This window comes from Pseudoalteromonas sp. Z1A8, from assembly GCF_011378855.1.
GTDB lineage: Bacteria > Pseudomonadota > Gammaproteobacteria > Enterobacterales > Alteromonadaceae > Pseudoalteromonas.
The window spans coordinates 1-24,235 of record NZ_WTLB01000009.1; the positions used below are offsets into that span (position 1 = coordinate 1).

The following is a 24,235-nucleotide window of genomic DNA, read 5'->3' on the forward strand; positions in this document are numbered from 1 at the left end:
AATCAAAAGATGATAAGGGTATTGTGAAGCAACCAAAAGATCGGTCAACCGATCAAAAATACCTTAACTGATCGGTGTTAGCTAAATAGCGGCTTTTTGTTTTTATGAGGCTTGTATTAGTTGATATATAAATGATTGCAATCTATCCTCTACAGACTTTTTTTGAACGAATCTATGAGAAATATGAAAACCTATTTAGTGACTGTATTTCTTTTTTTTCAGCTACTGAGCCTTAATGTACAAGCGCTCACAAATATTTCAGATACAATTGCTTCAAAAAAAATAATTCAAAAAAAAATCTCTTCAAAAAATACAACCCAAGTTTTACTAATAAACTCTCTAAACCAAGATTCTCCATGGCAGCAAAGTGTCGAGAGGGGATTACGTTCTGAATTATTAGAGCGCAATGCCGGTTTTGATCTTTTTATTGAAAATATGGACGTTGGTCGATTCAATGAAATGCGACAAAAGCGATTGATGAAGGCTTATTTACAACAGAAATATTACGATAAAAGAATAGATATAATTATTAGTCGAGGCGTTCCTGCTGCCTCATTATTATCTGAATTTGACACTTTATTTACAGGGATACCAATAATATACCTAACACCGGGTGGTAAGTTTAAAGTACCAAAAAATGAAAATGGAATTATTATTCGACCCAAACTAAATTATAAGCAAGGGGTAATAAACGCTGTTAACTTAACAAACCCTAAAAAGTTAATTGTTATCCTGGATAGAAAAAGTGGTATAGGGTCTAATTTTTACCAACATCTTATGCCGATTATTAATAGAGACTTTTCGCATTTAAAGTTAGAAAAGTGGTTTGATTTACCTGCCGATGAGTTAATAAACAAAGTAAATAATGCGCCCGCTGATTCAATAATACTATTTACGCCGATTTTTAGACGTTATAACGATACGGTGCTTAGCCCATTTCAATTTGTGGAGCGACTAACAAGTAACAGCTCTGTTCCTATTTTTAGTTATTGGCATTCACTGTTAGGTTCGGGGATTGTTGGAGGATATTTGCTATCGGGTGAAAAAATAGGCGCTCGAGTTGCCGAATCAATAGTTTTTTTTGATAATAATAAATATTTAGAACCGGTCGATAGCGATCAGTTAAGTACTTACTATTATGATTTTAAACAATTAAAAAAGTTTGAGATAGCCCCCAAAAACCTGCCTGAACATTCTATTATTATTAATAATCAACCCTCATATTTTGAACAAAATAAAATGCTTATTTATAGCGCAATTGCAGTAATCACAATATTGAGTGGTTTTTTAGCTTTTGTACTACTTTTAAATAGTAAGCGAGTTCAATTATTAAAGGAGCTTGATAGCGAAAAACTTAAATTAGAATATAGAGTTGAGCAGCGAACGGAAGAGTTGTTAATTGCAAAAAATGAAGCCGAACATTCAGCGTCAATAAAATCAGACTTTTTAGCTAATATGAGTCATGAAATAAGAACTCCAATGAATGGTGTTATTGGACTTACTAATATTTTATTAGACAGCAATTTACCACCAGAGCAAAAACAGTATTTAGATAAAATAAAATATTCTTCTGACCAGTTGCTCATTGTAATTAATGATATTTTAGACTTTTCAAAAATTGAGTCTGGAAACATCAACCTTGAGGAGTTTCCTTTTTCTGTAAATTCGGTTGTTGACTACATCAAAGCAACTTTTGATGAGCTAGCTCAAAGCAAAGGGATCACATTTGATATTGTTATTGATAAGGAAGTTAAACTCGATTTAATCGGTGATGTAGTTCGAATAAACCAAGTGCTACTAAATTTATGCTCTAACGCAATTAAATTTACTACTCATGGCTTTGTATCAGTATCAATAGAATCGAAAAGATCATTAGCCGATCCTAAGAGTGTTTGTTTGTATTTCATTGTTAAAGATACCGGTATTGGTATAGCTGCACAAAACCTAGTCGATTTATTTGAATCTTTTACTCAGGCAGATAGCTCTACAACCAGAAAGTTTGGTGGCACAGGCTTAGGATTAACAATAAGTAAGCGTTTATGCCAATCGATGGGTGGTGATATAACGGTAAAAAGTACCCAAGGTGTAGGTAGTGAATTTATAGCTTCGATTAAGGTGAAATTGAATAATAAGGTATTGATTGAAGATACTCCCGGCCTAACTTTTACTGATCCGTTTGAAGTATTAATTATTGATGATAATAAAGATGACCTTGAGGTAATTGGGAGTCAACTTAGTGCTATGGGGTTAGTGTGTACAAGTTGCTGCTCAGTTAAGCAAGCTATTGATATTATTGAGCAGAATAAAGAAAAATTTAAAGCCATTATTGTTGACTGGGCAATGCCAGTGATGAGTTGCGAAACCTTTTTAATACGTATTCATAGTATTAGCCCCCAGCTTTATAGCAAGATTATCGTACTTACAATGAGTGATGAAAGTTTAATTAATGATGCAGGCAAGAAAGTCAGTATACAAACTATTTTGCATAAACCTGTATATACGAGTGTTTTGTATGAGGCGATTGAACGTAAAGTGTTGGGCTCTATAAATAAAGCTCCTGTAGCCAATATCGTCAGTGAAAAGTCACTGGCGGGTATCAAAATATTAGTTGTGGAAGATAACTCGATCAACAGAATAATCGTTACAAATATACTTGAAAATGCTGGTGCCCAAATTCATTTGGTCGACAATGGATTGGAATGTATTCAAATAGTAAAATCGGAAGCGTTTGATATTATTTTGATGGATATTCATATGCCTATAATGGATGGTGTTGAGGCGAGTCAAATTATTCGTAGTGATAATGACGAAACTATCGCAAACATCCCAATAATCGCCTTAACAGCTAACGTTATGAAAGATGATATTACACGATACTTATCTATTGGCATGAATGCCCATGTTGCAAAACCAATTAAAGCGCAAAAATTACGTGAAACTATAATCCACTGCTTGAGTAAATAGTTGAACCATTAAAATTATTTATATCAGATATCTACCATAATACCTCCCATTGTCTTGAGCTAATTTTAAATAACTTAAAAGTAAATTTTATAAAATAGAGTTTGACTCATAGAACTTTATGTGTGAAATTTCATATATACGGTTTTTCATATGTTTGTTTTTACCAAAGGTTGAGTTATCAATGTCAGAAGTTAATGGGTTACCAAATACAAATAAAGCACACAGTGTTGTTCCACTCACATCAAATTTTAACGTTAGTTTTTCTGAGCATAAACCTAAAATTTTATTGTTATATGGCTCATTAAGAGCGCGTTCTTATAGCAAGTTAGTTATAGAGGAGAGCGCTCGTTTATTAACGCATTTTGGTGCTGAGGTTAAAATTTTTAACCCTGAAGGTTTACCTCAAACCGATAGTGAAGATGAATCACACCCTAAAGTACAAGAGTTGCGAGATTTAATGCTTTGGTCAGAAGGGCAGGTATGGTGCTCACCAGAACGTCATGGCTCAATGACGAGTATATTCAAAAATCAAATTGATTGGATCCCTCTTAGTCTAGGAGGTGTAAGGCCAACGCAAGGTAAAACATTAGCTGTGTTGCAAGTTAGTGGCGGTTCGCAATCATTCAATGTGGTGAACCAACTACGAGTATTAGGGCGGTGGATGCGCATGGTAACAATACCTAATCAGTCGTCAGTGCCACAAGCGCACTTAGAGTTTGAAGAAAATGGACGGATGAAACCCTCTGCGCTCTACAATCGGATTGTTGATGTTATGGAAGAGCTGATTAAATTTACTTTATTATTACGAGATCAAAAAGATTACTTTGTAGATCGCTATTCTGAACGAGTGGAATCTGCAGAAGATCTTAGCCAACGCGTTAATCAACGCTCTATTTAGGGGGGGATAAATGGGATTATTTGAGCGGTATCTTTCTGTTTGGGTAGCCTTAGCAATCGCTGTTGGTATTTTTACAGGCTCAATAATACCAGAGCTATTTATACTAATAGCAAGCTTTGAATATGCGCATGTAAATATAGTAATAGCGATACTTATTTGGCTAATGATTTATCCAATGATGGTTCAAATTGATTTTTCATCTATTAAAGACGTGGGTAAAAAGCCAAAAGGGTTATTACTAACCATTGTACTTAATTGGCTTATTAAACCATTTACAATGGCATTTTTAGGTTGGCTATTTTTTAAGGGTATATTTGCAGACTGGGTCGACCCAAAAACTGCAACTGAATATATTGCAGGCATGATTTTACTGGGTGTTGCGCCATGTACTGCAATGGTATTTATATGGAGCCAACTGACTAAAGGCGATGCTAACTATACGCTAGTGCAGGTATCTATTAACGATATTATTATGATATTTGCATTTGCACCTATAGCGGGTTTATTACTGGGTGTAACCGATATAACAGTACCGTGGGATACGTTATTTTTATCTGTGGTGTTGTATGTACTTATACCATTAATTTTAGGTGCGGTTACGCGTAAAAAACTTGATAAAGCCGAGGATCATTCTAGACTCAATCAGTTTTTGAGCATTATGAAACCCTATTCTATTGTGGGATTATTAGCGACAGTCGCTTTATTATTTGGTTTTCAGTCACAAACTATTTTAGCCAACCCCGAAGCGATTGTACTTATAGCTATTCCGCTACTGATTCAAACCTATGGTATTTTTGCTATTGCTTATTTTGCCGCAAAAAAAATGAAGCTAGAGCACAATATAGCGGCGCCAGCGTGCATGATCGCAACATCTAATTTTTTTGAGTTAGCAGTTGCAGTGGCTATTTCATTGTTTGGTTTACACTCTGGTGCTGCACTTGCAACCGTAGTAGGTGTGTTAGTAGAAGTCCCTGTAATGCTCAGCTTAGTGTATTTTGCTAACAAAACACGCCATTGGTTTAACTAGGGCTAGAGCATGATTGCTATGCTGCATGGTTTCAATTGCGAAACATCTAATATTAACTTAAGCCTGAGGAGCTAGATTTAATCTAACTATAAAATAAAGGGCATAGCTGTTTGTTTTTGTAAGCTCTCGTTTATCTGAAGCTTTTTTGTTTAGCGCTATTAATAAACATTTAAACTTAGTGTAGAGCCTTGTACTTCTATAGATCTTGAACAACACTTTAGTTAATAATTTAACGAGTGGCAGGCTATGCAAAAGACTAAACACTGGCTTTTAAAAAACTTCAAGGGTATCTCTTTTGTTTTATTTTTGATGATGCTTATTAGTTTTAATTTCATTTTGAATGATGCATTACATCAAAAAGTGCATGTTTCTGGGCAGCAGTTTGTTAAACAGGTTTTTGAATTAAATTTATCTCCCTCTATAAATAATGATGTGCTGATCGCATTAGCTAAAAGTGAAGGCTTTATGCTGGAAGTGCAAAAATCTGCAGAGCATTTTAGGTCCTTAGTAAATTTAGAACGCGAAGTTTTTACTTATAAAACGCTAAGTTTGAGCCTCTATCATTACCCTGCATGGGTAACACAAAGTTACTTATTTATATTATTAAATTTGATCATATTAGGTGCTGTTAACTGGTCTTATCGCTGGTGGAGGTTACTAAAAGTAAACCATAAAGTAGCACTTAAAAATCAAGTTATACAACCCACTAAAACGACTCAACAAAAACAGAAAAAAACTCAGCTAATTAAACAAGTGAAAAGCTGCGAGCTAAGCTCTTTATATGGGGCTAATGCAGTATCACATAGTTTATTTTTACTTATTGAGTGTGATTGTAGTTTTGATAAAAAAACGGATAAAGAAGCCAGTTTTAAAGTATTAATTATTAAAAAATTGACCGAACTTAAAGGTGCGTCAGTAAAAGAACTAAATTCTAGTTACTTAGCTGTCACCTTACCAAATATCCCTATTAATGAATTAGATAGCTATGTAGAAAAGCTCCATAAAAATTTGTTTTTAATATGTCAAAATCATCAAAAAAATATTACCCATAAAGATATTAAAATAGGTGCGTGTGATTATCAAATAGGCGCTGACCAAGTTACAGTTTATCAGTTAGCAAAATCAGCACTCGTGTTATCGCAAAGCAATTTATTACAGCACTGTCATCGCTTAGCTTTAAATCATTGCCAAGAAAAACTACTCTCTAGTAAGCAAGTTATCGAAAACATTAAAAAAAATAAGTTTATATTATTCTTCCAACCTTTATTTGAGCTCTCTAGCGGTGAAATTTTACAGCATGAGGCTCTTATTAGGGTTAGGCATAGCCAACTTGGTTTACTCGCTGCTCGTTATTTTATTAAGCAAGTTTATAGTAATCAAGACGCTTTAATATTAGATAAAGCTGTAATAACACAAGTTAAAAAGCTTATGCTGAGTGAGCCTTCAGCTTTGACCGTTAGTATAAATCTACATCCTAAAAATTGGTTTAATAATGCATTTTGGGAATGGGTAACTAATCAAATGGCAGAGTTTAAATTAAATGCTAAATTACAATTTGAAATAAGTGAAATAGAATTTTTTACTCATAGGGAGTTGCTAACTAATGCACTTAATGTAATCAAAAAAGGCCATTCACACATTGTGATTGATAATATAAAAAGTAGTGAAAAAGTAGCCATGTTAGTTGGTTACAGCCAAGTGTGCGGGCTAAAATTATCATACGAACTGGTTCATTTATTAAATGAAAACACTCAAAATCAAAAGAAAATAAAAAAAATAGTAGAAGCTGCAAATCTTTTAAATCTACCCGTATATGCGGTTGGCGTAGATACTCAAAAAGAGCTATTTACCCTTGGTAAATTGGGAGTGGTAGGGGCTCAAGGTTTTTACTTTTCAGAACCTCTTCAAGAGTTTACGCAAGCGGTATTTAATTGATTTCTAGATTAGGCCTCTGTATTTTAAGCCATTTAAGCCTTGAAGCCCGCCGGTATGAACAGCTATAATTTTACTCCCAGATGGGAAATAATCTTGCTCAATAAGTTGCCATAATGCATACATCATTTTTCCACTATAAATAGGTTCAAGCGGTAAATTATAAGTGCGGCCCATATCCTGGCAAAACTGCCATAACTCAGGTGAAAACTTACCATAGCCACCACCATGAAACTCTGTGAGTAACTGCCAATTATTTTGGTTTTTAGCTTTGTTACTTAGTTTTTTAATTTCTTCATTTAAATAATCAGCTTGTTTTAATACGGCAACGCCTATTACCTTTGTTGTTGGAGCGCTACCTTCGATTAATCCAGCAAGTGTGCCACCACTGCCAGTGGGGCAAACTAAGTAGTTATGCTCAGGTAAGCTTTGTACTAACTCTTTACACCCTAATAAGGCGTGCTCATTTGTACCTCCTTCAGGAATTATATAAGCATTGGGGAAGCGCTCTTGTAAAGTATCAAGGTAATCAGTGTCGTGGCGTTTTCGATATTCTATACGGTTAACAACATGTAGGTGCATATCGCATTGCTTAGCAAATTGAATTGTTGGGTTGTTGTTATCAAGTTCTGGCCCGCGAATAATTGCATGTGTTTTAATGCCAAATTCTTTTCCTGCTGCTGCGCAGGCGTGAATATGGTTTGAGAACGCACCACCAAAAGTAAGTAGTTCTGTTTTATTTATCTTTTGCATATGCGCTAAATTATATTTTAATTTACGCCATTTGTTACCACTTATTAGCGGATGTAATAGATCGTCACGTTTTACACCTAAATAAATATTTCTCTTTTTTAGAAACGTTGTATCTATTTGTTGAATATGGTTATTTTCGTTTATTTTGAATGATTGATGCATTTTTTATTAGTTTTCAACTTGGCAAAGTAAATAAAATGTACGACACTTGGTTAATACATAATTAACAATAGTAGCTATATGAAAGAAAAGCTGTTTTCTTGGTTAAATCGTAGTTTAGATCCTAATACAGCTATTGGTGTTGCAACGTATGCAGATACTGTAAACGCAGTATGTTTAAAAAAACAACGCGACCAATGGATGGTGCATAGTTCACATAGTGTAAATGTATCTGAGCAAACCGATTATACCGCTGCTATTGTTGCTTGCACAAATCAAGTTTCTAACGACGTGTGTGCAGTAAATTTAGTTGTACCACACTATTTTTATCAAATAGTGCAAATGGATAAACCAAACCTTAGCGATGAAGAAATCATCCAGTCACTCCCTTGGACTACAAAAGATTTAGTTGATATAGCACCTGAAAACATAGTTGCTGACTTTATTGATTACCCTATAACGTTACCAATGCAAAGCAGCAAAATGAATGTATTTATTACTAATAAGCTGCAGCTACTTCCGTTTATAGATAGTTTTGAGCAAACCAAGCCTGTTTTACGTGCAATGACCTCCGAAGAGATGATTTTAGTTACCTTGTTTGGCGCGTATAAAGAAGCGCATATGCTAATTGTGCAACATGTTAATCATGAGCCTCGAATCTTAATTATTCGTAATGGACAATTAGTATTAGCTAGACGATTAAACGGTTTTTTAGGTATTTCTGATAAAGATCAAAATCAAGAATTAGTAGAAGCGTTAGGATTAGAAATTCAGCGTTCTATGGACTTTTTTGAAAGCCAGCTCAAGCAACCGCCAATTCGCAGCATTCAGTTACAGTGCGACGACTTATCGTCATTGACTCTTAGGGCTGGTCTTGCAGAATTTTTACAAGTAAAGGTTGTAGATTTTGCGCCCAATTTAGAATTAGCGAAGCAATTGGAACCTAACTTTTATTATGCACTTGGTGCTGCCTATCAATTAACTGATCCGGAGTCTGTGCTATGAAAACCCGGATTAATTTTTATCAAAAAAGCTTACGAGTACGGCGAGACCCAGTCCCTTTATCGGGAATGATTACGCTGTGGTTAGGTGCGCTATTAATTATTGCAATCACCTGGGCTTTTTATAGTTATAAAGCCTATTCAAGTGAGCTTGATTTAGAACAAAATAGGCAATACCTCAAGCAAGGGAAAGCCCAGCTAGAAGTTGTAAAACAGCAATTAGCAGAGAAGCAAAAGAAAACGCTCTTCATTAATGAGTTAAAAACACTTCAGCAAGAAGTTTTACATAAACAGCAAATATTTAGCTATTTAGAGCAAAGTTCGAATCAATCTGCAACCGACTATGCGCAGGTTATGCAAGATTTAGCCAAGTATCACGAGCCTAATATCTGGCTTACCCATATTAAATTTGTAGGGCAAAGTGTTACGCTTCAAGGGCAGGTATCGCAGTCAAAATCTTTACCTATGTGGTTTAATAATTTAAAGCAATCACCTTTTTTCATTGATAAAGAATTTTCAGTTTTAGAACTGTCAACAAAAGATGGTTTGAGTGAATTTAATGTGGCGACCGACCTTACTGATAAAGGCGCTAAACCATGAACAACAAAATAAATAGCCAAAGTAAAAAGAACAAAGGCTGGCCTATGTGGGCTAAGTATCAAGCGCAATTTGCATCGCTGCAAAAGCGTGAGAAGTATTCAACAGTATTTGTTGGCTTATTTGTGGTGATTTACCTTGGCTTGTGGTTTGTTATTTTTCCACAGCAAGATGAAGTTGCTCATATTCGTTCTGAACAAAATGCAGCGCTGCAGGAGTTACAGCAAATAAATGCACAGCTTTCAATGCTAAACCAAGCACTAAATCACGATTATACTAAAATTTTACGTGGTCAAATAGCGCAAACAAGAAATGAACTAGAGGACATTAATAATCAGCTCAATAGTTTTAGCCAAGGTTTTATTGCTGCTAAAAATGTACCTGCTGTTTTAAAAGATTTACTCGTAGATAGTAGCGATGTGAAAGTAAGCAGCTTTAATGTAAAACCTGCGCAGGCTATAGATGTTGAAAAATTGGGTGAGCATGATACGCAAACGTTATTTTTTGAGCATCAGATGGTGGTTACTTTAGAAGGTAGTTATTTTAGCTTACAAAAATATTTAGCAGCATTAAAAAATAACCAAGAAAAATTGTTAATACAAGAGTTTAGTTACCAGGTACTAACGTACCCACAAGCTGAGCTAACTTTACAAATTGCTACAGTGAGCGCCAATGAAAAATTTATCGCATTATAATTTATGTTTTTTATTACTTTTGTTCACTTTCGCACCCAGTGCATTAGCGCAATTACGTGATCCTACTCAACCAAATATGTATGTAAATAACAACAAGAGTGTAACTCAAAACACAGAACTTAAATTGCAATCTATTATTAAAAACAGTACCGCATTTAAGGCTATTATTTCTGGCCATATTTATCGAGTGGGTGATGCTGTAGACGATTTTCGGGTGCTAAGCATAAACTCAAAAAAGGTTGTGCTAGCAAATGACGATAAACAAATAAAATTAGAATTATATGACTATGAAATTAAAAAATAATTTATCTTACCCGTGGCTTGTTCTCCTGTTATTGCCTACATTTTTAACGGCTTGCCATAGCTTTAAGCCTGGTAAAGAAGTTAAAACTCATATAGAACAAGAGCTGGCTGAAAAACCTGTGGAAGCTAAAGCGATTGCGCCTTTACAGATGCCGAGTGAGCTTACACAAAGCCTACTATCATCAATAAATAATGAGCAAACTATAAGTGATGATTTATCTATAAAGCGTTTTGATGTAGCCGCTAATGACGTTGAAATAGGCGCCTTTTTTGCCGGCTTAACAGACGACACCCCTTTTAGTGTTGCTGTACATCCTGAGGTGAGTGGCACTATTAGTTTAAATCTCAAAAGTGTGACATTTAATGAAGTGATTGCGGTTATTAAACGCATGTACCCTTTAGATATAGTTAACGAAGGGCGTATTGTACAGGTGCTACCAGCTAAAATGCGTACCGAAACAATACCCGTAAACTATTTAATGATGCAGCGTAATGGATTATCAACAGTAAGTGTTGTAGCAGGGGGCGTAAGCCAGTTTGCGCAAAACAGTGGCAGTTCTAGTCGTTCTAGTAACTCTAACCAAGGAAGCCAAGAGTTTGGCAGTGATAATGAAAGTTTAGAGTTAAATGGTTCTCGTATTCAAACAATTAATAAAAATGATTTTTGGAAAGAGTTAGAGCTTGCTCTTAAGTCGTTAATTGGTGCAAGTGAAGGGCGCTATGTTGTTGCTAGCCCACAAGCAAGTTTGGTAACGGTTAATGCATTACCAAGTGAGATTAGTCAGTTAAAAGAGTTTTTGCGTCAAAGCCAAGAAAACTTACAGCGCCAGGTTATTCTTGAAGCTAAAATTATAGAAATAACCTTAAAAGATGAATACCAGCAAGGGGTTAACTGGGAAAGAATATCAAGTGGGTTAGAAGGTGGTGTATCGTTTGCAACAACCGCAGGTACAACGATTAGTAATAGTATATCGGCTGTTTTAGGCGGGTCATCGTCGTTAACAATTCAAAAAGGGGATTTTAACGGCGTTATTAACTTGCTTGAAACGCAAGGTGATGTACAAATGCTATCTAATCCTCGGGTAACCGCAACAAACAATCAAAAAGCTGTTATAAAAGTAGGACAAGATGAATACTTTGTAACGAATGTATCGAGCACAACAGTGACAGGTACTTCAACAACAACATCGCCAGAGATTGATTTAACGCCTTTCTTTTCGGGTATTGCACTAGATGTAACGCCACAAATTGATAAGTACGGCTCAGTAATTTTACATGTACATCCCTCAGTGACTGAAACCGAAGAGCAATTAAAAGTAATCACGTTAGATGATCAGCGTTTTGAGTTGCCACTAGCGCAAAGCAATATTAGAGAGTCAGATACGGTAATTCGTGCACAAAGTGGTGAGATAGTTGTTATTGGCGGTTTAATGCAAACGACAACAGAAGATGAAGAATCAAAAACACCGGTATTAGGTGACATTCCGATTTTTGGTAATTTATTTAAAAGTATACGTAAGCGCCAAGAGAAAAAAGAGCTGATTATTTTAATCAAGCCAACGGTTGTTATGCCGGATACTTGGAAAAAACAGCAAGGCGAAACTCGCAGACTTTTAAATACTTGGTATGAAAATTAACTATGTATTTGCGCTTTTTCAGTTTAAGTGAAATGCCTTTCACGTTAACCCCAAATACGGAGTTTTTTTGTGCGCTTGAACCTCATCACGAAGCGATGCAGGTACTTACAACCGCAATAGAAATGGGTGAAGGGTTTATTAAAGTCACAGGTGAAGTTGGCACAGGTAAAACGCTACTTTGTAGAAAGTTATTGAACCAGCTTGAGCCAGATTACATTGTTGCTTATTTACCTAATTCTTATTTAAGTCCTGAAGAGCTTAGATGGGCCATTGCAATAGAGCTTGGTATGGATGTAGATAAAGCATTAGATCAGCAAGCACTTGGGCAGCTTATAAATCATCATTTATTGGATTTACAAGAAGATAATGAGCGTGTAGTCCTTTTGATAGATGAAGCGCAATGCTTGAGTTGGGAGACTCTAGAAGCACTGCGATTATTTACAAACTTAGAGACAGAAAGTGAAAAGCTAATTCAAGTTGTGTTATTTGGGCAACCTGAACTTGATGAAAAACTAGCTAATAATAAAGTAAGGCAATTACGCCAACGTATTAGTTTCTCTTATAAATTAAGGGCTATGACTGGTGCTGAGGTTATTTATTATATAAATCACCGCTTACAAGTTGCAGGGTTTAATAGACCTCCTTTATTTAATAATAGTATGGGGCTTAAAATTGCCAGAGCAAGCCGTGGTATTCCTCGGTTAGTTAATATTTTATGCCATAAAGCACTATTACAAGCGTATGGTGAAGGGCTAAATAAAATAACCAATCGCCATATTCAGCTTGCTATAAAAGATACTGAAGACTGCGCAAAATACCGAACAGGTCAGTATTGGAGCTACAGTGCTTTAATGTTTAGTATTTTAGCTATTGCTGCCATCTGGGTATGGAGGCAGTGGTTATGAGCGTTATAAATAATATGCTTAAAAATATTGAACAACGAGAAGCTAAGCAAGTAAATGTTCAAGAAGGCATAAATGTAAAACCAATATATGACTTAAGGAATATTGCATTTAAAGTTGTAATTGTACTTATTATGCTAAGCGTCATTTTTTTAGCGTACTTGTATTTACCGAACGCAGACAAAAAAGAAACTCAACGTCAGCCTGCTTTGCTACCGCAAAAAATGGTTGCGGTTATAACCTCTAATTTATCTGACTCTGAAGATGACGAAAATACTGTAGATCCTTCAGTTGGACAAGACACTGTGAAAAAGTTTGTGCAAGTTGAGCCGGTAAATCAAGTAGATAATGATTTGGTTGAGCCTAAGTTGGATGAAGCTACATTGTTAGCTTCTCAGCCAATAGCAGATCCGATTGTAATTGCCCAAGTTAAACAAAGCCCTAAACTAGATAGTGATAATAAATTGGCAGCTAGCGAGTTTACTGTTAGCAAGCCAAAAATAACTCCAGTAGCTAAAGCTAAGCCTCAAAATACGATGACTAAAAGTGCGCCAGTAGCTAAGTCGCCACAGGATTTATTAATTGGGCAATTAGCTGCAGCTAAACAGGCAATACAGTTTGGTTTATACAACGAAGCCATTAGTGATTTAAACACTATTTTAACGCAATCGCCTTTACACGTAGAAGCCAGAAATTTACTGGCTGCAACCTATTTTAAACAACAAGATATAAATTCTGCGCAGCAGGTTTTACAGGCAGGTATTCGTCAAAGCCCTAACGTACTGGAATGGCGTGTAATGCTAAGCAAAATACTCATTATGCAGCAGGAGTATGAAGGCGTATTACTGCTTTTAACTGATGAATTTGAATCTCAAGCGAATCTTGATTTTTGGGTGCTGCAGGGAACTGCGGCTCAAAGTGCGAGTAAGCACCATAAAGCACTTGAAAGCTTTAAACATCTTACACAGCTACAGCCTAGTCAAGCTAAGTGGTGGCTGGCACTTGCAACATCAAAGGATGCATTAGGAGAATATCTTGATGCTAAGCAGCTTTATAAGGTTGCTCTAGATTTAGGTGGATTAAATACAGCTATGACCCAGCATGCATTACAGCGTTTAGTTGCGCTAAAGGAGGCCGTATGAGACCTAGTTTAAAGATGCGCTTAGGCGATTTACTTGTTCACGAGCACATGATCACCGAAGCGCAACTTAGTGAAGCACTAAATGTTCAAGCGGCAACAGGTCGTAAATTAGGCTCGACGCTTATTACACTTGAGTTTATCAGTGAACCACAACTATTGCGTTTTTTAGCGCAACAATTACAAGTGCCTTTTTTAGATATATCACAGCGAAAAATATCACACGATGTATCTAAGCTTTTATCTGAGGTTTATGCGCGTCGTTATAGAGCATTAGTTATTGAAGATAATGGCGACTCTGTTTTGGTTGGAATGAGCGACCCTGCTGATTTAAGAGGGCTTGATCAACTTGCAACTATGCTTGCTCCTAAACGAATAGACTTAGCCGTTGTACAAGAAAGTCAGATAATGGCTGCGTTTGACAACGTATATCGTCGTACAGATGAAATTACTAACTTTGCAGAACAACTTCATGAAGAATACCAAGATGTAGAAGAGTTTGATTTAAATTCTTTAGGTGATGAAACATCGGATGCAACTGTTGTAAAGTTACTGCAATCTATATTTGAGGATGCTGTGCAAGTTCGTGCATCCGATATTCACATAGAGCCTGATGAAGGCTTATTGCGTATCCGTCAGCGTATTGATGGCATATTACAAGAGCACACTCTTAACCAAGTAAAAATAGCATCGGCATTAGTATTACGTTTAAAGCTTATGTCGGGATTAGATATATCTGAAAAACGCCTTCCTCAAGATGGTCGCTTTAACATAAAAGTACGCAGTCATAGCATTGACGTACGCCTATCTACCATGCCTATTCAGCATGGTGAATCAGTTGTAATGCGTTTGCTTGATCAATCTGCAGGATTATTATCGTTAGATGAAACAGGCATGCCAGTACACATATTAAAGCGTGTACGCAGTATTATAAAACGTCCACATGGTATGGTTTTAGTTACTGGGCCAACAGGTTCGGGCAAAACAACTACACTTTATGGCGCATTAAGTGAGTTAAACCAACAAGAAAGTAAAATTATTACCGTAGAGGATCCGGTTGAGTATCGTATTGGCCGTATTAACCAAGTACAAATAAATAATAAAATAGGGTTGAGCTTTTCAAGTATTTTACGCACAGCATTAAGGCAAGATCCCGACATTATAATGGTTGGTGAAATGCGGGACCAAGAAACGGTCGATATTGGATTAAGGGCCGCTTTAACAGGTCACCTCGTATTATCAACGTTACATACCAATGATGCCATTACCAGCGCTATGCGCTTAATAGACATGGGCGCACCTGCTTACTTAGTGGCAAGCTCCCTGCGGGCTATTATTGCCCAGCGATTAGTAAGGCGAGTATGCAATGACTGTAAAGTACCTTACCTACCAGATCGCCAAGAACTAAGCTGGTTAAAATACTTAGGCGAAAATGTTACTGACGCTCAATTTTCTAAAGGGCAAGGTTGCACAGCATGTAATCACAGTGGCTATAAAGGACGAGTAGGTATTTTTGAGTTACTCGAAATGGATGATGCGATGATGGATGCATTGCGCGCTAACGATACACAAGGCTTTGCAAAAGCGGCCAAAAATAGTGCTAACTTTTCACCGCTTTCAACAATGGCATTAAATTACGCTAAGCAAGGTATCACCTCGTTAGATGAAGTATTTAAAGTGGCTGAGTATATCCCAGAAATAGTAGGGGATATTGATGCAACTATATAGCTATAAGGCGAAAGACAGCAAGGGTGTATTGGTTAAAGGCCAATTAGAAGCAAACAACCAAGCTGGCGTAGCTGATAGTTTAATAAAACGTCAATTTATACCCATATCAATTTCATTAGTTGAAACCAAAAATAATATTAAAATTTTCGATAACTTGTTTGTCGAAAAAATAACGCTAGACGACATGATTATGTTTTCTAGGCAAATGTATTCGCTACTAAAAGCAGGGATTCCAATTATACGAGCAATGATTGGGCTGGCAGATACAACACAAAATAAAGAATTTAAAAATGTCTTGATGGAAGTTACCAGGCAGCTTGAACAAGGCCGTGACTTATCCAGTGCGATGGCGATACATAATGAAGTGTTTAGCCGATTAACCGTGTCAATGGTAATGGTTGGTGAAGGTTCTGGCCGGTTAGAGGATGCTTTTTACCAGCTCGCTATTTATTTTGAAAAAGAACAGGAAACCCGAAAACGTATAAAAGCAGCAATGCGCTATCCCACTTTTGTCATTTTGGCTTTAGTAGGAGCCATGATTATTTTGAATATTTTTGTAATTCCTACCTTTGCGAGCATGTTTGCCAAATTTGATGCCGAATTGCCGTTAATGACTCAAATATTAATTGGCACCAGTCACTTTTTTGTTAACTATTGGTGGTTGCTGTTGGTAATGGGTATTGGATCTGTCCTCGCGTGGAAACGTTATTTAAATACAGATGCTGGACGCTTCAAGTGGGATCAATATAAATTAAAAATCCCCTTTATTGGCGATATTTTAAAACGTACGTTGCTTGCACGTTACAGTCAAAGTTTAGCTATGGTATTGCGCTCTGGTGTACCTATGACCACTGGATTATCACTAACCGCGCATGCAGTAGATAATAGCTATATGGAAAAAGCGATTATAACTATGCGCCAAGATATAGAAAAGGGCGATAGTTTACTTAGAGCGTCAAAAAGCTCTGAGCTGTTTTCTCAGCTTGTGTTACAGATGGTTGCGGTGGGTGAAGAAACAGGCCGGGTTGATGAGTTACTTCAAGAGGCTGCCGATTATTATGAGCGTGAAGTTGATTACGATCTACGTAGTTTAACCGCAAAAATAGAACCTATTTTAACAGTGTTTGTTGCCATTATGGTGCTGATTTTAGCATTAGGTATTTTTATGCCGATGTGGAACATGATGTCAGCGATTAAAGGTAATTAACCAAGTGATAGCATCAAAGGCTTACTCAAAAGGTTTCTCATTATTTGAGTTAGTTATTGTTGTTATTTTATTGGCAGTAATTATGAGTTTTGCTATACCTCAATATATAGGTATTAAAAATCAAGCTCATAATGCGAGCGTAGATGCTATCGCAGGTGGTTTTTCATCAGCCGTAGGCATGGTTAGAGGTCAATGGGAATTAGAGGGAAGGCCAAATAGTAGGTCAAATAAAACATTTGTTAATTATGGAGGGGTAATAGTTGGTGTTGATGGTATGTTAGGTACACCAACAAGTGATGAAACAGAAAAAAAAGATACTCGTGCAGAAGCTATAAATGCTAATAAATGTCGCGAAGTATTAAATGTCATTTTACAAGATGCACCCAGTAGTACGTTAAGTAATGAAATATCAAGAATAAAAAGTGTAAGTTTTTTAGTTAGGTACAATGCAGAAAGTACGCAATGCGTCTATTATTTAACTCATACCCTTGATATTAAAAATATACCTACCAATACGGGTGAAATATTAGGGTTAACAGGTTTTTCATATTTTGCTAAAACAGGCAAAGTAAAAATATTTAAAAATTAAGTAATTAAAAAGAGGCTTACTTATGAAAACGCAATCGTTAAAAAGTTTACCAATGAATAAACAAGCAGGTTTTACACTTGTTGAATTGATCATCGTAATTGTTATTTTAGGCATTTTAGCTGTTACTGCAGCACCTCGCTTTTTAAACTTGCAAGGTGATGCCAATGCTTCAACACTTGAAGGCTTACAGGGCTCTATTCGCAGTGGTATGAATATCGTAAACGGTAAGTCTATTATTGCCAGTAATCACAAAAAAGCGTCTGAATCCGTAACAGTCGATACTGGTGTAGATGTACCTACTGTTTATGGATACCCTGCAGCAACACAGGTTGCCTTTGAGGCATTTTTAGATGTTAGCTTTGCTGCTGATGATTCAGCAGATTTTAATATTGTAGAGATTGCAGCTGATAAGAAAGTAATAATTTTCCCAAATAGTTATGTACAGACAGACCTATGTCGCATCGAATATACAGAAGCTAGTGATGCGAATGCTGGTACACCCCCAGTTTCAGTAGAAACACCTACTATTGATACTTATTTAACGGGCTGTTAATTACATAAATGAAAAGCAGTAGTAAGCAACGATTGCGTGGCTTCACACTCATTGAGTTAATTATTACTCTAGTAATATTGGGAATACTGTCGGTAACGGCAGTTCCCAAATTTCTGGGCAGCTCAACAGAAGACGCCTATTCATATCGAGATCGTGCTTTAAATGCACTGAGAACAGTGCAGCTACGTGCCATGCAAAATACAGCAATGGCAAGTTGTCATACCCTTTATATAACCTCCACACTTATTGCTCCCCCCACACCTGATACATGTATCGGAGGAGCTGATGCCAATAACACCGATCATTTAGTGGTACAAATAGACACGCAAAGAAGTGATATAACCTTTAATGCTTTAGATAGTAACGCGAATATATTTACCCAAATTAGTTTTGATCCTTTAGGTAAATCAAATCAAACTTGTACTACGCAATGTCGAATAGATGTTGGATTAGCTGGCGTATGCATCAGTGGTGAAGGGCTTATCTATGCGTGCCCTTAAAGCAAAAGGTTTTACTTTAATTGAGCTTATTATTGGCATAGTCATGTTTGCTATTTCGCTTAGCATTATTACTGCTTTAATAGCCCCGCAAGCCAAAAAAAGTGCAGAGCCAATTATTGCTTTGAGAGCATCTGAATTTGGTCAATCATTAATGAACGAAATTCAAAGCAAGTCGTTTGATGAGCACAGCGATAGAAGCGCTCCTTTTAGACGTTGCGGCGAAACAACCTTAGGTGCAGAGCCCTGTACAGCAGCAGGCGATTTAGGCACCGACTCAGAATCTCGAACTAGTTATAACGATGTAGATGACTATATTGCACTTTCTAACCAACCTATTACAAATAGTTTAGGTGAGGTGTTAAGTCAGTACAGCGACTTTAATTTAGTTGTTACCGTTGAATACGATAGCGACTTTAATGAATCGACCACCAACGATGGCACAACCTTTAAGCGCATTACTATTGAAGTAACATCACCTTTAGGTGAGGTTTACGGCTTTAGTGCATATAAAGGGAATTACTAATGCAAAGTGCTAAATACCAAAATGCATTTACACTTATAGAATTGTTACTTGTCATGATTATTATTGGCATTTTAGCCGTAAGTGCGTTTTCGTTTATTGGTGCAGGTGTCAGTATTTACTCACAAGGTGTAAAGCGCCAAGAAGCGGTTGCACAAGCTCGTTTTTTAATAACGCGACTTAGTAAAGAGTTGCGCCATGCTACGCCAAATTCTTTAAGGCTCTCTTGCGATAATAATACTAGCGGAGCGTGTGGTGCGCAGCAGTGTTTAGAATTTACGCCATTTTTATCGGCAACTCACTATACAAATTACCTACCTACCGTAGCACCTTTTAATGTTAGCGCTGTTGATTTTGAACTTAATAATTTAACGCAGCCGCAAGCTGGAGATTGGGCAACGATATACCCGTTAAGCAGTACTGATATATATGATGAAAATAATAATAAGCGCTTAAAAGTATCTGCATTTAATAGTTCAGCGAGTGCAATTGATGAGTGGCAATTTAGTAAAGCATTTGCCCAAGAGTCGCCAAGTAAACGCCTTTATTTGCTTTCAGAACCGGTAAGTTTTTGTGTTGAAGGGCAATATTTATATAGATATACCAATTACGGTTTTACTATTAATCAATTAGATGCTGTGAGCTTACAAGTAAGCAGTGGTGTTAAACGTGATTTATTAGGTATTTACATTGCCAATAATTTAGCGAGCGATTTATTTTTTACTCTTGATGCGCTCTCCTTACAAAGAAACGCTGTGCTTAACGTAAATGCGCAAATGCAATTTAACGATACCGAAGTAATGAACTTTAACCATGAGGTGCATATTCCTAATGTACCTTAAAAAGAATTCTCACAGAAAAGCCTTACCCAGTAAGCAAAAAGGGAACTTAATAATTGTTTCTTTAGTAATTATTGTTGCTTTATTAGCGCTAGGGTTAGCATTAGTTAAAGTGCTTTCTGGCGCATCACAACAAAACACGATTGAGTATTACGGCGCTCGCGCTTATATGGCGGCGCAAAGCGGCCTTGAAAGTGGTTTAACACAACTATTTCCTGTAAATAGCTCAGTTCAAAGCTGTGCATTGGTTACTACTGATCTAACTTTCCAAACTGCATATTTAGCTAACTGTAAAGTAGTGATAAGTTGTGATGAATATATAGACCTACCCGACAGCAGTACAGCAAATGGGCTTGTGAATATATATTATCTACAAAGCAGTGCAACGTGTGCTGCAATTGATTGCTCTGTGGGGAGTAGCTGCAGAAAAGACTATTGGCAAACACAAAGAACACTAAGCGTAGAGGCTAAAACGTTACCATGATGAAAAATGCATTAGTCATTATATTTTTTAGCTGCGTGTTGCTTTGTAATTACGCAAACGCGGTACCGCCTAAAATTGAAGGACGCTTTATAGAGCTGCAAGATACATACACATCACCTATTTGGACAAAAATAAATTTTCAACAGCAATACATAACACCTCCTGCTGTTTTTATGCTCTCAACAAACCAAGGCGGAAACCCCGCAATAATAAGAATACGTAATATAACCACAACCAGCTTTGAGGCACTACCTCTTGAGCCTTCGGGTGAGGATGGTGAGCACGTTACGATGGGAGCTCATTATTTGGCTGTTGAATATGGCGTACATGAGTTTCCTGATGGAACAATCATGGAAGTAGGAAGTACCGATTTACTATTAGAGCTACAATATGGTCCTAAGTCAGGTTTTTCCCCATTTACTCCTAAAGGTTATAAGTCTTTAGTATTCGCGGAACCATTTACTCAAAGGCCGAACTTTTTCCATTCATTACAAACGCTCAACAGCATAGATAGTAACCCACCTACTCAAGCATTAGTGCCTTTTTTGACCGTTGCAGTAGAAAGTAATTCTTTATCTGCTAGCGGCGTTAATATTGCCTTAGAAGCTTCAGAAACAGCACTCGGCGTTATAAAAAGTGAGACGGTTGCTTATATGGCTGTTGAGCCTGGAAGTAACCGCGTATTTACAGACGATAATGGACTTGAAGTGTCCTGGGAAACATTTTTTACCGGTTTTGAAGTTGACGGTTGGAGCAATGGCTGTAATTACTTTAGTTTTACTAATAGCTTTAGTGTGGCTCCATTAGTTGTAGCAAGTAAAAACTCACGCCGAGAAGATGACGGCGGTTGGCTACGCAGCTGTAACTTAAGAACAAATAGGTTGGGCTTGGTTGTTGATGAAGACCGTGATGGCGATAACGAGCGCCGTCACGTAAAAGAAGAAGCTTCAATACTCGCTATGACCAGTACCTTCGTATTTAATGGTGATATTTTAGATTGTGATACGTTATTCCCGGGCGCTATTTCTACTTATAATAACGGTGAGGTACAGTTGGTTCAGGGGGTAGAAATAACAGACGGTAATGCACAGTTTGTCACAACCACGAATTTAATCTCTACAGCGCTGACGAGTCCTCCTTTATGTAATGGTCAAGCATGTGTTGCTGGTGGCTATAACTCTTTAGAGCCTAATCAAGCGGCGCAAGTACCAACGGTTACAAACGATGGTAGCTCAACAGGGCCAGTACCTACTTCCTTAGCTGGCGATTATTACTATGATGAGTTGCAGTTAAGCATGCTGGAAACAGAGTACCGAGTAACAGCGCCTACACGTATTTTTTTAAAAGACACCACATCACTTTTATCGACTTCATTTTTGAATATAGGTAAAACAAATATAGTGGTAGAAACTGGTGCATATTTAGCTATTTATGTTGATGGAGCGATTGCTATTGCAGCAGATGCCAATATTGCGGCCTACATTGTTGCCACTGGTGAGGTAAGAATTGCACAAAATGTAACGTATCAGGGGTCAATTACATCGGCTACTCAAATTATTACCGAAGGGAGCTCAACGTTTGACGCTCTACCAGTACCAGAGAGTATCCCTGGTTTTTGTGGCATTTATACACCAGAAACCCTAGATCATTATCGTTTAACAATCAGCGATAACAAAGGTCTAACGTGTGAAGCTAAAGAGATGACACTCACAGCGTGCGCAAATGACGCCTGCGATTTATTATTTGCTGAGCCATCTAGTTTAAACCTTTCTCCAGATAATAGTGGGCAACAAAGCTGGGTTACGGGGGAGAATATTAATTTTACAGGCTCAACAACTGTTGAGTTTGCCAAACGTACAACTGGTAGCGCCACATTTGGGTATAACACTGCAGATCCTTCGGCACCTCTTCGTTGTTACATCGGTGGTAATAATGTTGGTTTGAGCGGCTGTAAAGTCACATTTTCTGATGCAGGGTTTATTTTTAATAACGAAACCGATGGCAATACTACAATTCCTACTCAGTTATCAGCAAAGCCTTCAAATACTGGATTTAATGCAAAAGCGCTATCTATTCAGGCGGTAAAAACAAATACCACAACGGGAGTATGTGAAGCCGCATTTCCCGCCGGTGGCGATGTAAGCCTAGACTTATCGTACACATGCAGTGCTGGTGCAAGCTGTTCTGATACAGTATCACTTAGTAATAACAATAATACCTTTGCGGTAGAGCAAGCAGCTAAACCATTCATACTTAATTTTGATAATGAGTCTAAAGCGCCAATTGTTATTAATTACCCCGATGCAGGAAAGTTGAGTTTAAATGTAAAAACCAACTTAATTTTAGATCCGATTACTAACTTATCAGTCAATCTAACAGGTAGTTCAAATGAATATGTTGTAAAGCCATTTGGATTAGCGATGGAAGTTGCAAGTGATGGTTATGCAGCAGACGCTGATGGGAGTTTATTTAGACTAACGGGCGAAGCATTTGATTTAAAAATGAATGCAGTGCAGTGGCAAACAGGGCAAGACACCAACAACGATGGTTTCCCAGACAACTACAGCAATATTACAAATAACACCATTGCCAAGCATTTTATTACAGAGCAACCGCTTGTAGAGGCATCGCTTAAAGCGCCTACACCAGGCATTTCAGGTACGCTTGAAGCGATGAGTACATCACCCTTTAGTGATACAGGTAGTTTGAGTGAATCCGTATCGCAATATAATTACGACCAAGTTGGCATTGTTGATTTAACCGCAGGTCTTCAAGATGCCGATTACTTTGGTGCGGGAGACGTGAAAGGTGAGCTATACAATGTTGGCCGTTTTGCACCTTCACAGTATCAAATATTAGGTGTGCAAGCCGCAGCGCAATGTACACGTTATGGCAGTAATTTAACTTACCTCGATCAACCTTTTGAACTTGGCTTTACAGTACAAGCACAAAATCAAAATGGTGAGCTAATGGCCAATTATAAAGAGGGCTTCGATAAGTCCAGTGTAGCCATCAATGCCGAAAATAATGAAGTAGCTAACTATATACCCGCAACTAATCTTGCTAGCCGCTTAGTAAACCTAGGAAATAATAACTGGGGGGACATAAGTGACGGCCAATGGCAAATGAGCCAAATAAATACCATACTTAAAAGATTAGGTGTAGGGCAACCAGACGGGCCATTTGCCATGGTCAGTTTGATGGCAACGCTTTCTGACATAGAAGGGGCAACACTTATTGAAGCAAATGATAAACCTAATACACAAAAAGCATGTTCGGGTGGTTGTAATAGCGTAAGACTAAATGACTTACCAATAGAGTTTAGGTTTGGACGTTTAGTACTTGGCAATAACGCAGGCTCCGATCTCGACCCTTTACTTATTCCTATGCAGTCTCAGTATTACAACGGTAGTGGATTTGTGAATAACGCTGAAGATAACTGTAGTGTGTTTGATCATACCCAAATCACTCAAATATCACCTAGTAGTCCGCAATTGGGCTATGAATATGGAGGTGGAGCATCAGGTCAATTAGAAGCGGGAGTGTATCCTGCAAACAATGGCATTTATGCACAACCAAATGGTTTGGGCGAGTTTACCTTAGAATATAATACTTATGATTGGCTAAAGTGGGATTGGCAAGGTGATGGTACACAACTTAATCCTCGTGCTATTTTACAATTTGGCCGCTTTAGAGGAAATGATCGGGTTATTTACTGGCGTGAAACACGCGAATAGTTGTAAACTAAGATAATAATTGAACAAAGCTTGTGTTTTGTGCTGCAAGTACATAGCATAAGGCTTTAATTA

At 37.3% G+C, this 24,235-nt stretch carries 21 protein-coding genes; 20 read left to right on the forward strand and 1 reads right to left on the reverse strand.

What is annotated here, in order from left to right; genetic code table 11:
• Positions 1-183: 183 nt before the first annotated feature.
• The 4 genes from GQR55_RS05290 to GQR55_RS05305 all read left to right on the forward strand — a co-directional run bounded on the left by GQR55_RS05290 (position 184) and on the right by GQR55_RS05305 (position 6,824).
• Positions 184-2,964 carry a response regulator gene (locus tag GQR55_RS05290; protein WP_166419736.1) on the forward strand — a complete coding sequence of 927 codons (2,781 nt, stop codon included), beginning with the start codon at positions 184-186 and terminating at the stop codon, positions 2,962-2,964.
• Between the two features lie 181 nt (positions 2,965-3,145).
• Positions 3,146-3,862 (forward strand): arsenical resistance protein ArsH, encoded by a 717-nt coding sequence (gene arsH / locus GQR55_RS05295; RefSeq protein WP_166419737.1) that lies wholly within the window; start codon positions 3,146-3,148, stop codon positions 3,860-3,862.
• Positions 3,863-3,872: 10 nt separating this feature from the next.
• Entirely contained in the window at positions 3,873-4,889 is a 1,017-nt protein-coding gene (arsB, locus tag GQR55_RS05300; RefSeq protein ID WP_166419738.1) for an ACR3 family arsenite efflux transporter, read from the forward strand.
• Positions 4,890-5,135: 246 nt separating this feature from the next.
• Positions 5,136-6,824 (forward strand): EAL domain-containing protein, encoded by a 1,689-nt coding sequence (locus GQR55_RS05305; RefSeq protein ID WP_166419739.1) that lies wholly within the window; start codon positions 5,136-5,138, stop codon positions 6,822-6,824.
• Between the two features lie 3 nt (positions 6,825-6,827).
• Here the strand turns inward: GQR55_RS05305 and GQR55_RS05310 are convergent, their stop codons facing one another.
• Entirely contained in the window at positions 6,828-7,736 is a 909-nt protein-coding gene (locus tag GQR55_RS05310) for a pyridoxal-phosphate dependent enzyme (RefSeq protein WP_166419740.1), read from the reverse strand.
• Positions 7,737-7,814: 78 nt separating this feature from the next.
• Between GQR55_RS05310 and GQR55_RS05315 the strand changes: the two genes are divergently transcribed.
• Genes GQR55_RS05315 through GQR55_RS05390 form a run of 16 tightly spaced genes read left to right on the forward strand, consistent with a single transcriptional unit; the run spans position 7,815 to position 24,163 of the window.
• The gene (locus GQR55_RS05315) at positions 7,815-8,738 is read left to right on the forward strand and encodes an MSHA biogenesis protein MshI (protein WP_165724857.1); all 924 of its coding nucleotides are present in this window, start codon (positions 7,815-7,817) and stop codon (positions 8,736-8,738) included.
• Positions 8,735-9,334, forward strand: coding sequence for a PilN domain-containing protein (locus GQR55_RS05320; protein ID WP_240916827.1), 600 nt, complete (start codon positions 8,735-8,737; stop codon positions 9,332-9,334). The genes GQR55_RS05315 and GQR55_RS05320 overlap by 4 nt, the downstream gene beginning before the upstream one ends.
• On the forward strand, positions 9,331-10,026 hold the full coding sequence (locus GQR55_RS05325; RefSeq protein ID WP_166419741.1) for an agglutinin biogenesis protein MshJ: 696 nt from the start codon (positions 9,331-9,333) through the stop codon (positions 10,024-10,026). The genes GQR55_RS05320 and GQR55_RS05325 overlap by 4 nt, the downstream gene beginning before the upstream one ends.
• Positions 10,004-10,330, forward strand: coding sequence for an agglutinin biogenesis protein MshK (locus tag GQR55_RS05330; RefSeq protein WP_165724855.1), 327 nt, complete (start codon positions 10,004-10,006; stop codon positions 10,328-10,330). The genes GQR55_RS05325 and GQR55_RS05330 overlap by 23 nt, the downstream gene beginning before the upstream one ends.
• Positions 10,314-11,966 (forward strand): pilus (MSHA type) biogenesis protein MshL, encoded by a 1,653-nt coding sequence (mshL, locus tag GQR55_RS05335; RefSeq protein WP_166419804.1) that lies wholly within the window; start codon positions 10,314-10,316, stop codon positions 11,964-11,966. The genes GQR55_RS05330 and mshL overlap by 17 nt, the downstream gene beginning before the upstream one ends.
• 2 nt (positions 11,967-11,968) lie before the next feature.
• Positions 11,969-12,871: an AAA family ATPase gene (locus GQR55_RS05340; RefSeq protein ID WP_166419742.1), complete on the forward strand. Its 903-nt coding sequence runs from the start codon at positions 11,969-11,971 to the stop codon at positions 12,869-12,871.
• Positions 12,868-14,010, forward strand: a complete 1,143-nt coding sequence (locus tag GQR55_RS05345; RefSeq protein WP_166419743.1) for a tetratricopeptide repeat protein — start codon at positions 12,868-12,870, stop codon at positions 14,008-14,010. Before GQR55_RS05340 ends, GQR55_RS05345 begins: the two co-directional genes overlap by 4 nt.
• Positions 14,007-15,734 (forward strand): GspE/PulE family protein, encoded by a 1,728-nt coding sequence (locus GQR55_RS05350; RefSeq protein WP_166419744.1) that lies wholly within the window; start codon positions 14,007-14,009, stop codon positions 15,732-15,734. Before GQR55_RS05345 ends, GQR55_RS05350 begins: the two co-directional genes overlap by 4 nt.
• Positions 15,721-16,941 carry a type II secretion system F family protein gene (locus GQR55_RS05355; RefSeq protein WP_166419745.1) on the forward strand — a complete coding sequence of 407 codons (1,221 nt, stop codon included), beginning with the start codon at positions 15,721-15,723 and terminating at the stop codon, positions 16,939-16,941. Before GQR55_RS05350 ends, GQR55_RS05355 begins: the two co-directional genes overlap by 14 nt.
• Positions 16,942-16,945: 4 nt before the next feature.
• Positions 16,946-17,530, forward strand: coding sequence for a prepilin-type N-terminal cleavage/methylation domain-containing protein (locus GQR55_RS05360; protein WP_166419746.1), 585 nt, complete (start codon positions 16,946-16,948; stop codon positions 17,528-17,530).
• A 22-nt stretch (positions 17,531-17,552) separates the two neighbouring features.
• Entirely contained in the window at positions 17,553-18,083 is a 531-nt protein-coding gene (locus tag GQR55_RS05365) for a prepilin-type N-terminal cleavage/methylation domain-containing protein (protein WP_166419747.1), read from the forward strand.
• Positions 18,084-18,091: 8 nt separating this feature from the next.
• The gene (locus tag GQR55_RS05370; protein WP_166419748.1) at positions 18,092-18,583 is read left to right on the forward strand and encodes a type II secretion system protein; all 492 of its coding nucleotides are present in this window, start codon (positions 18,092-18,094) and stop codon (positions 18,581-18,583) included.
• A complete protein-coding gene (locus tag GQR55_RS05375; RefSeq protein ID WP_166419749.1) occupies positions 18,570-19,106 on the forward strand; it encodes a prepilin-type N-terminal cleavage/methylation domain-containing protein in 537 nt (178 codons plus the stop codon). The genes GQR55_RS05370 and GQR55_RS05375 overlap by 14 nt, the downstream gene beginning before the upstream one ends.
• Positions 19,106-19,945 carry a type II secretion system protein gene (locus GQR55_RS05380; RefSeq protein ID WP_166419750.1) on the forward strand — a complete coding sequence of 280 codons (840 nt, stop codon included), beginning with the start codon at positions 19,106-19,108 and terminating at the stop codon, positions 19,943-19,945. Before GQR55_RS05375 ends, GQR55_RS05380 begins: the two co-directional genes overlap by 1 nt.
• A complete protein-coding gene (locus GQR55_RS05385; protein WP_166419751.1) occupies positions 19,935-20,426 on the forward strand; it encodes an agglutinin biogenesis protein MshP in 492 nt (163 codons plus the stop codon). The genes GQR55_RS05380 and GQR55_RS05385 overlap by 11 nt, the downstream gene beginning before the upstream one ends.
• The gene (locus GQR55_RS05390; protein ID WP_166419752.1) at positions 20,423-24,163 is read left to right on the forward strand and encodes an H-type lectin domain-containing protein; all 3,741 of its coding nucleotides are present in this window, start codon (positions 20,423-20,425) and stop codon (positions 24,161-24,163) included. Before GQR55_RS05385 ends, GQR55_RS05390 begins: the two co-directional genes overlap by 4 nt.
• The last annotated feature ends 72 nt before the right edge of the window (positions 24,164-24,235 follow it).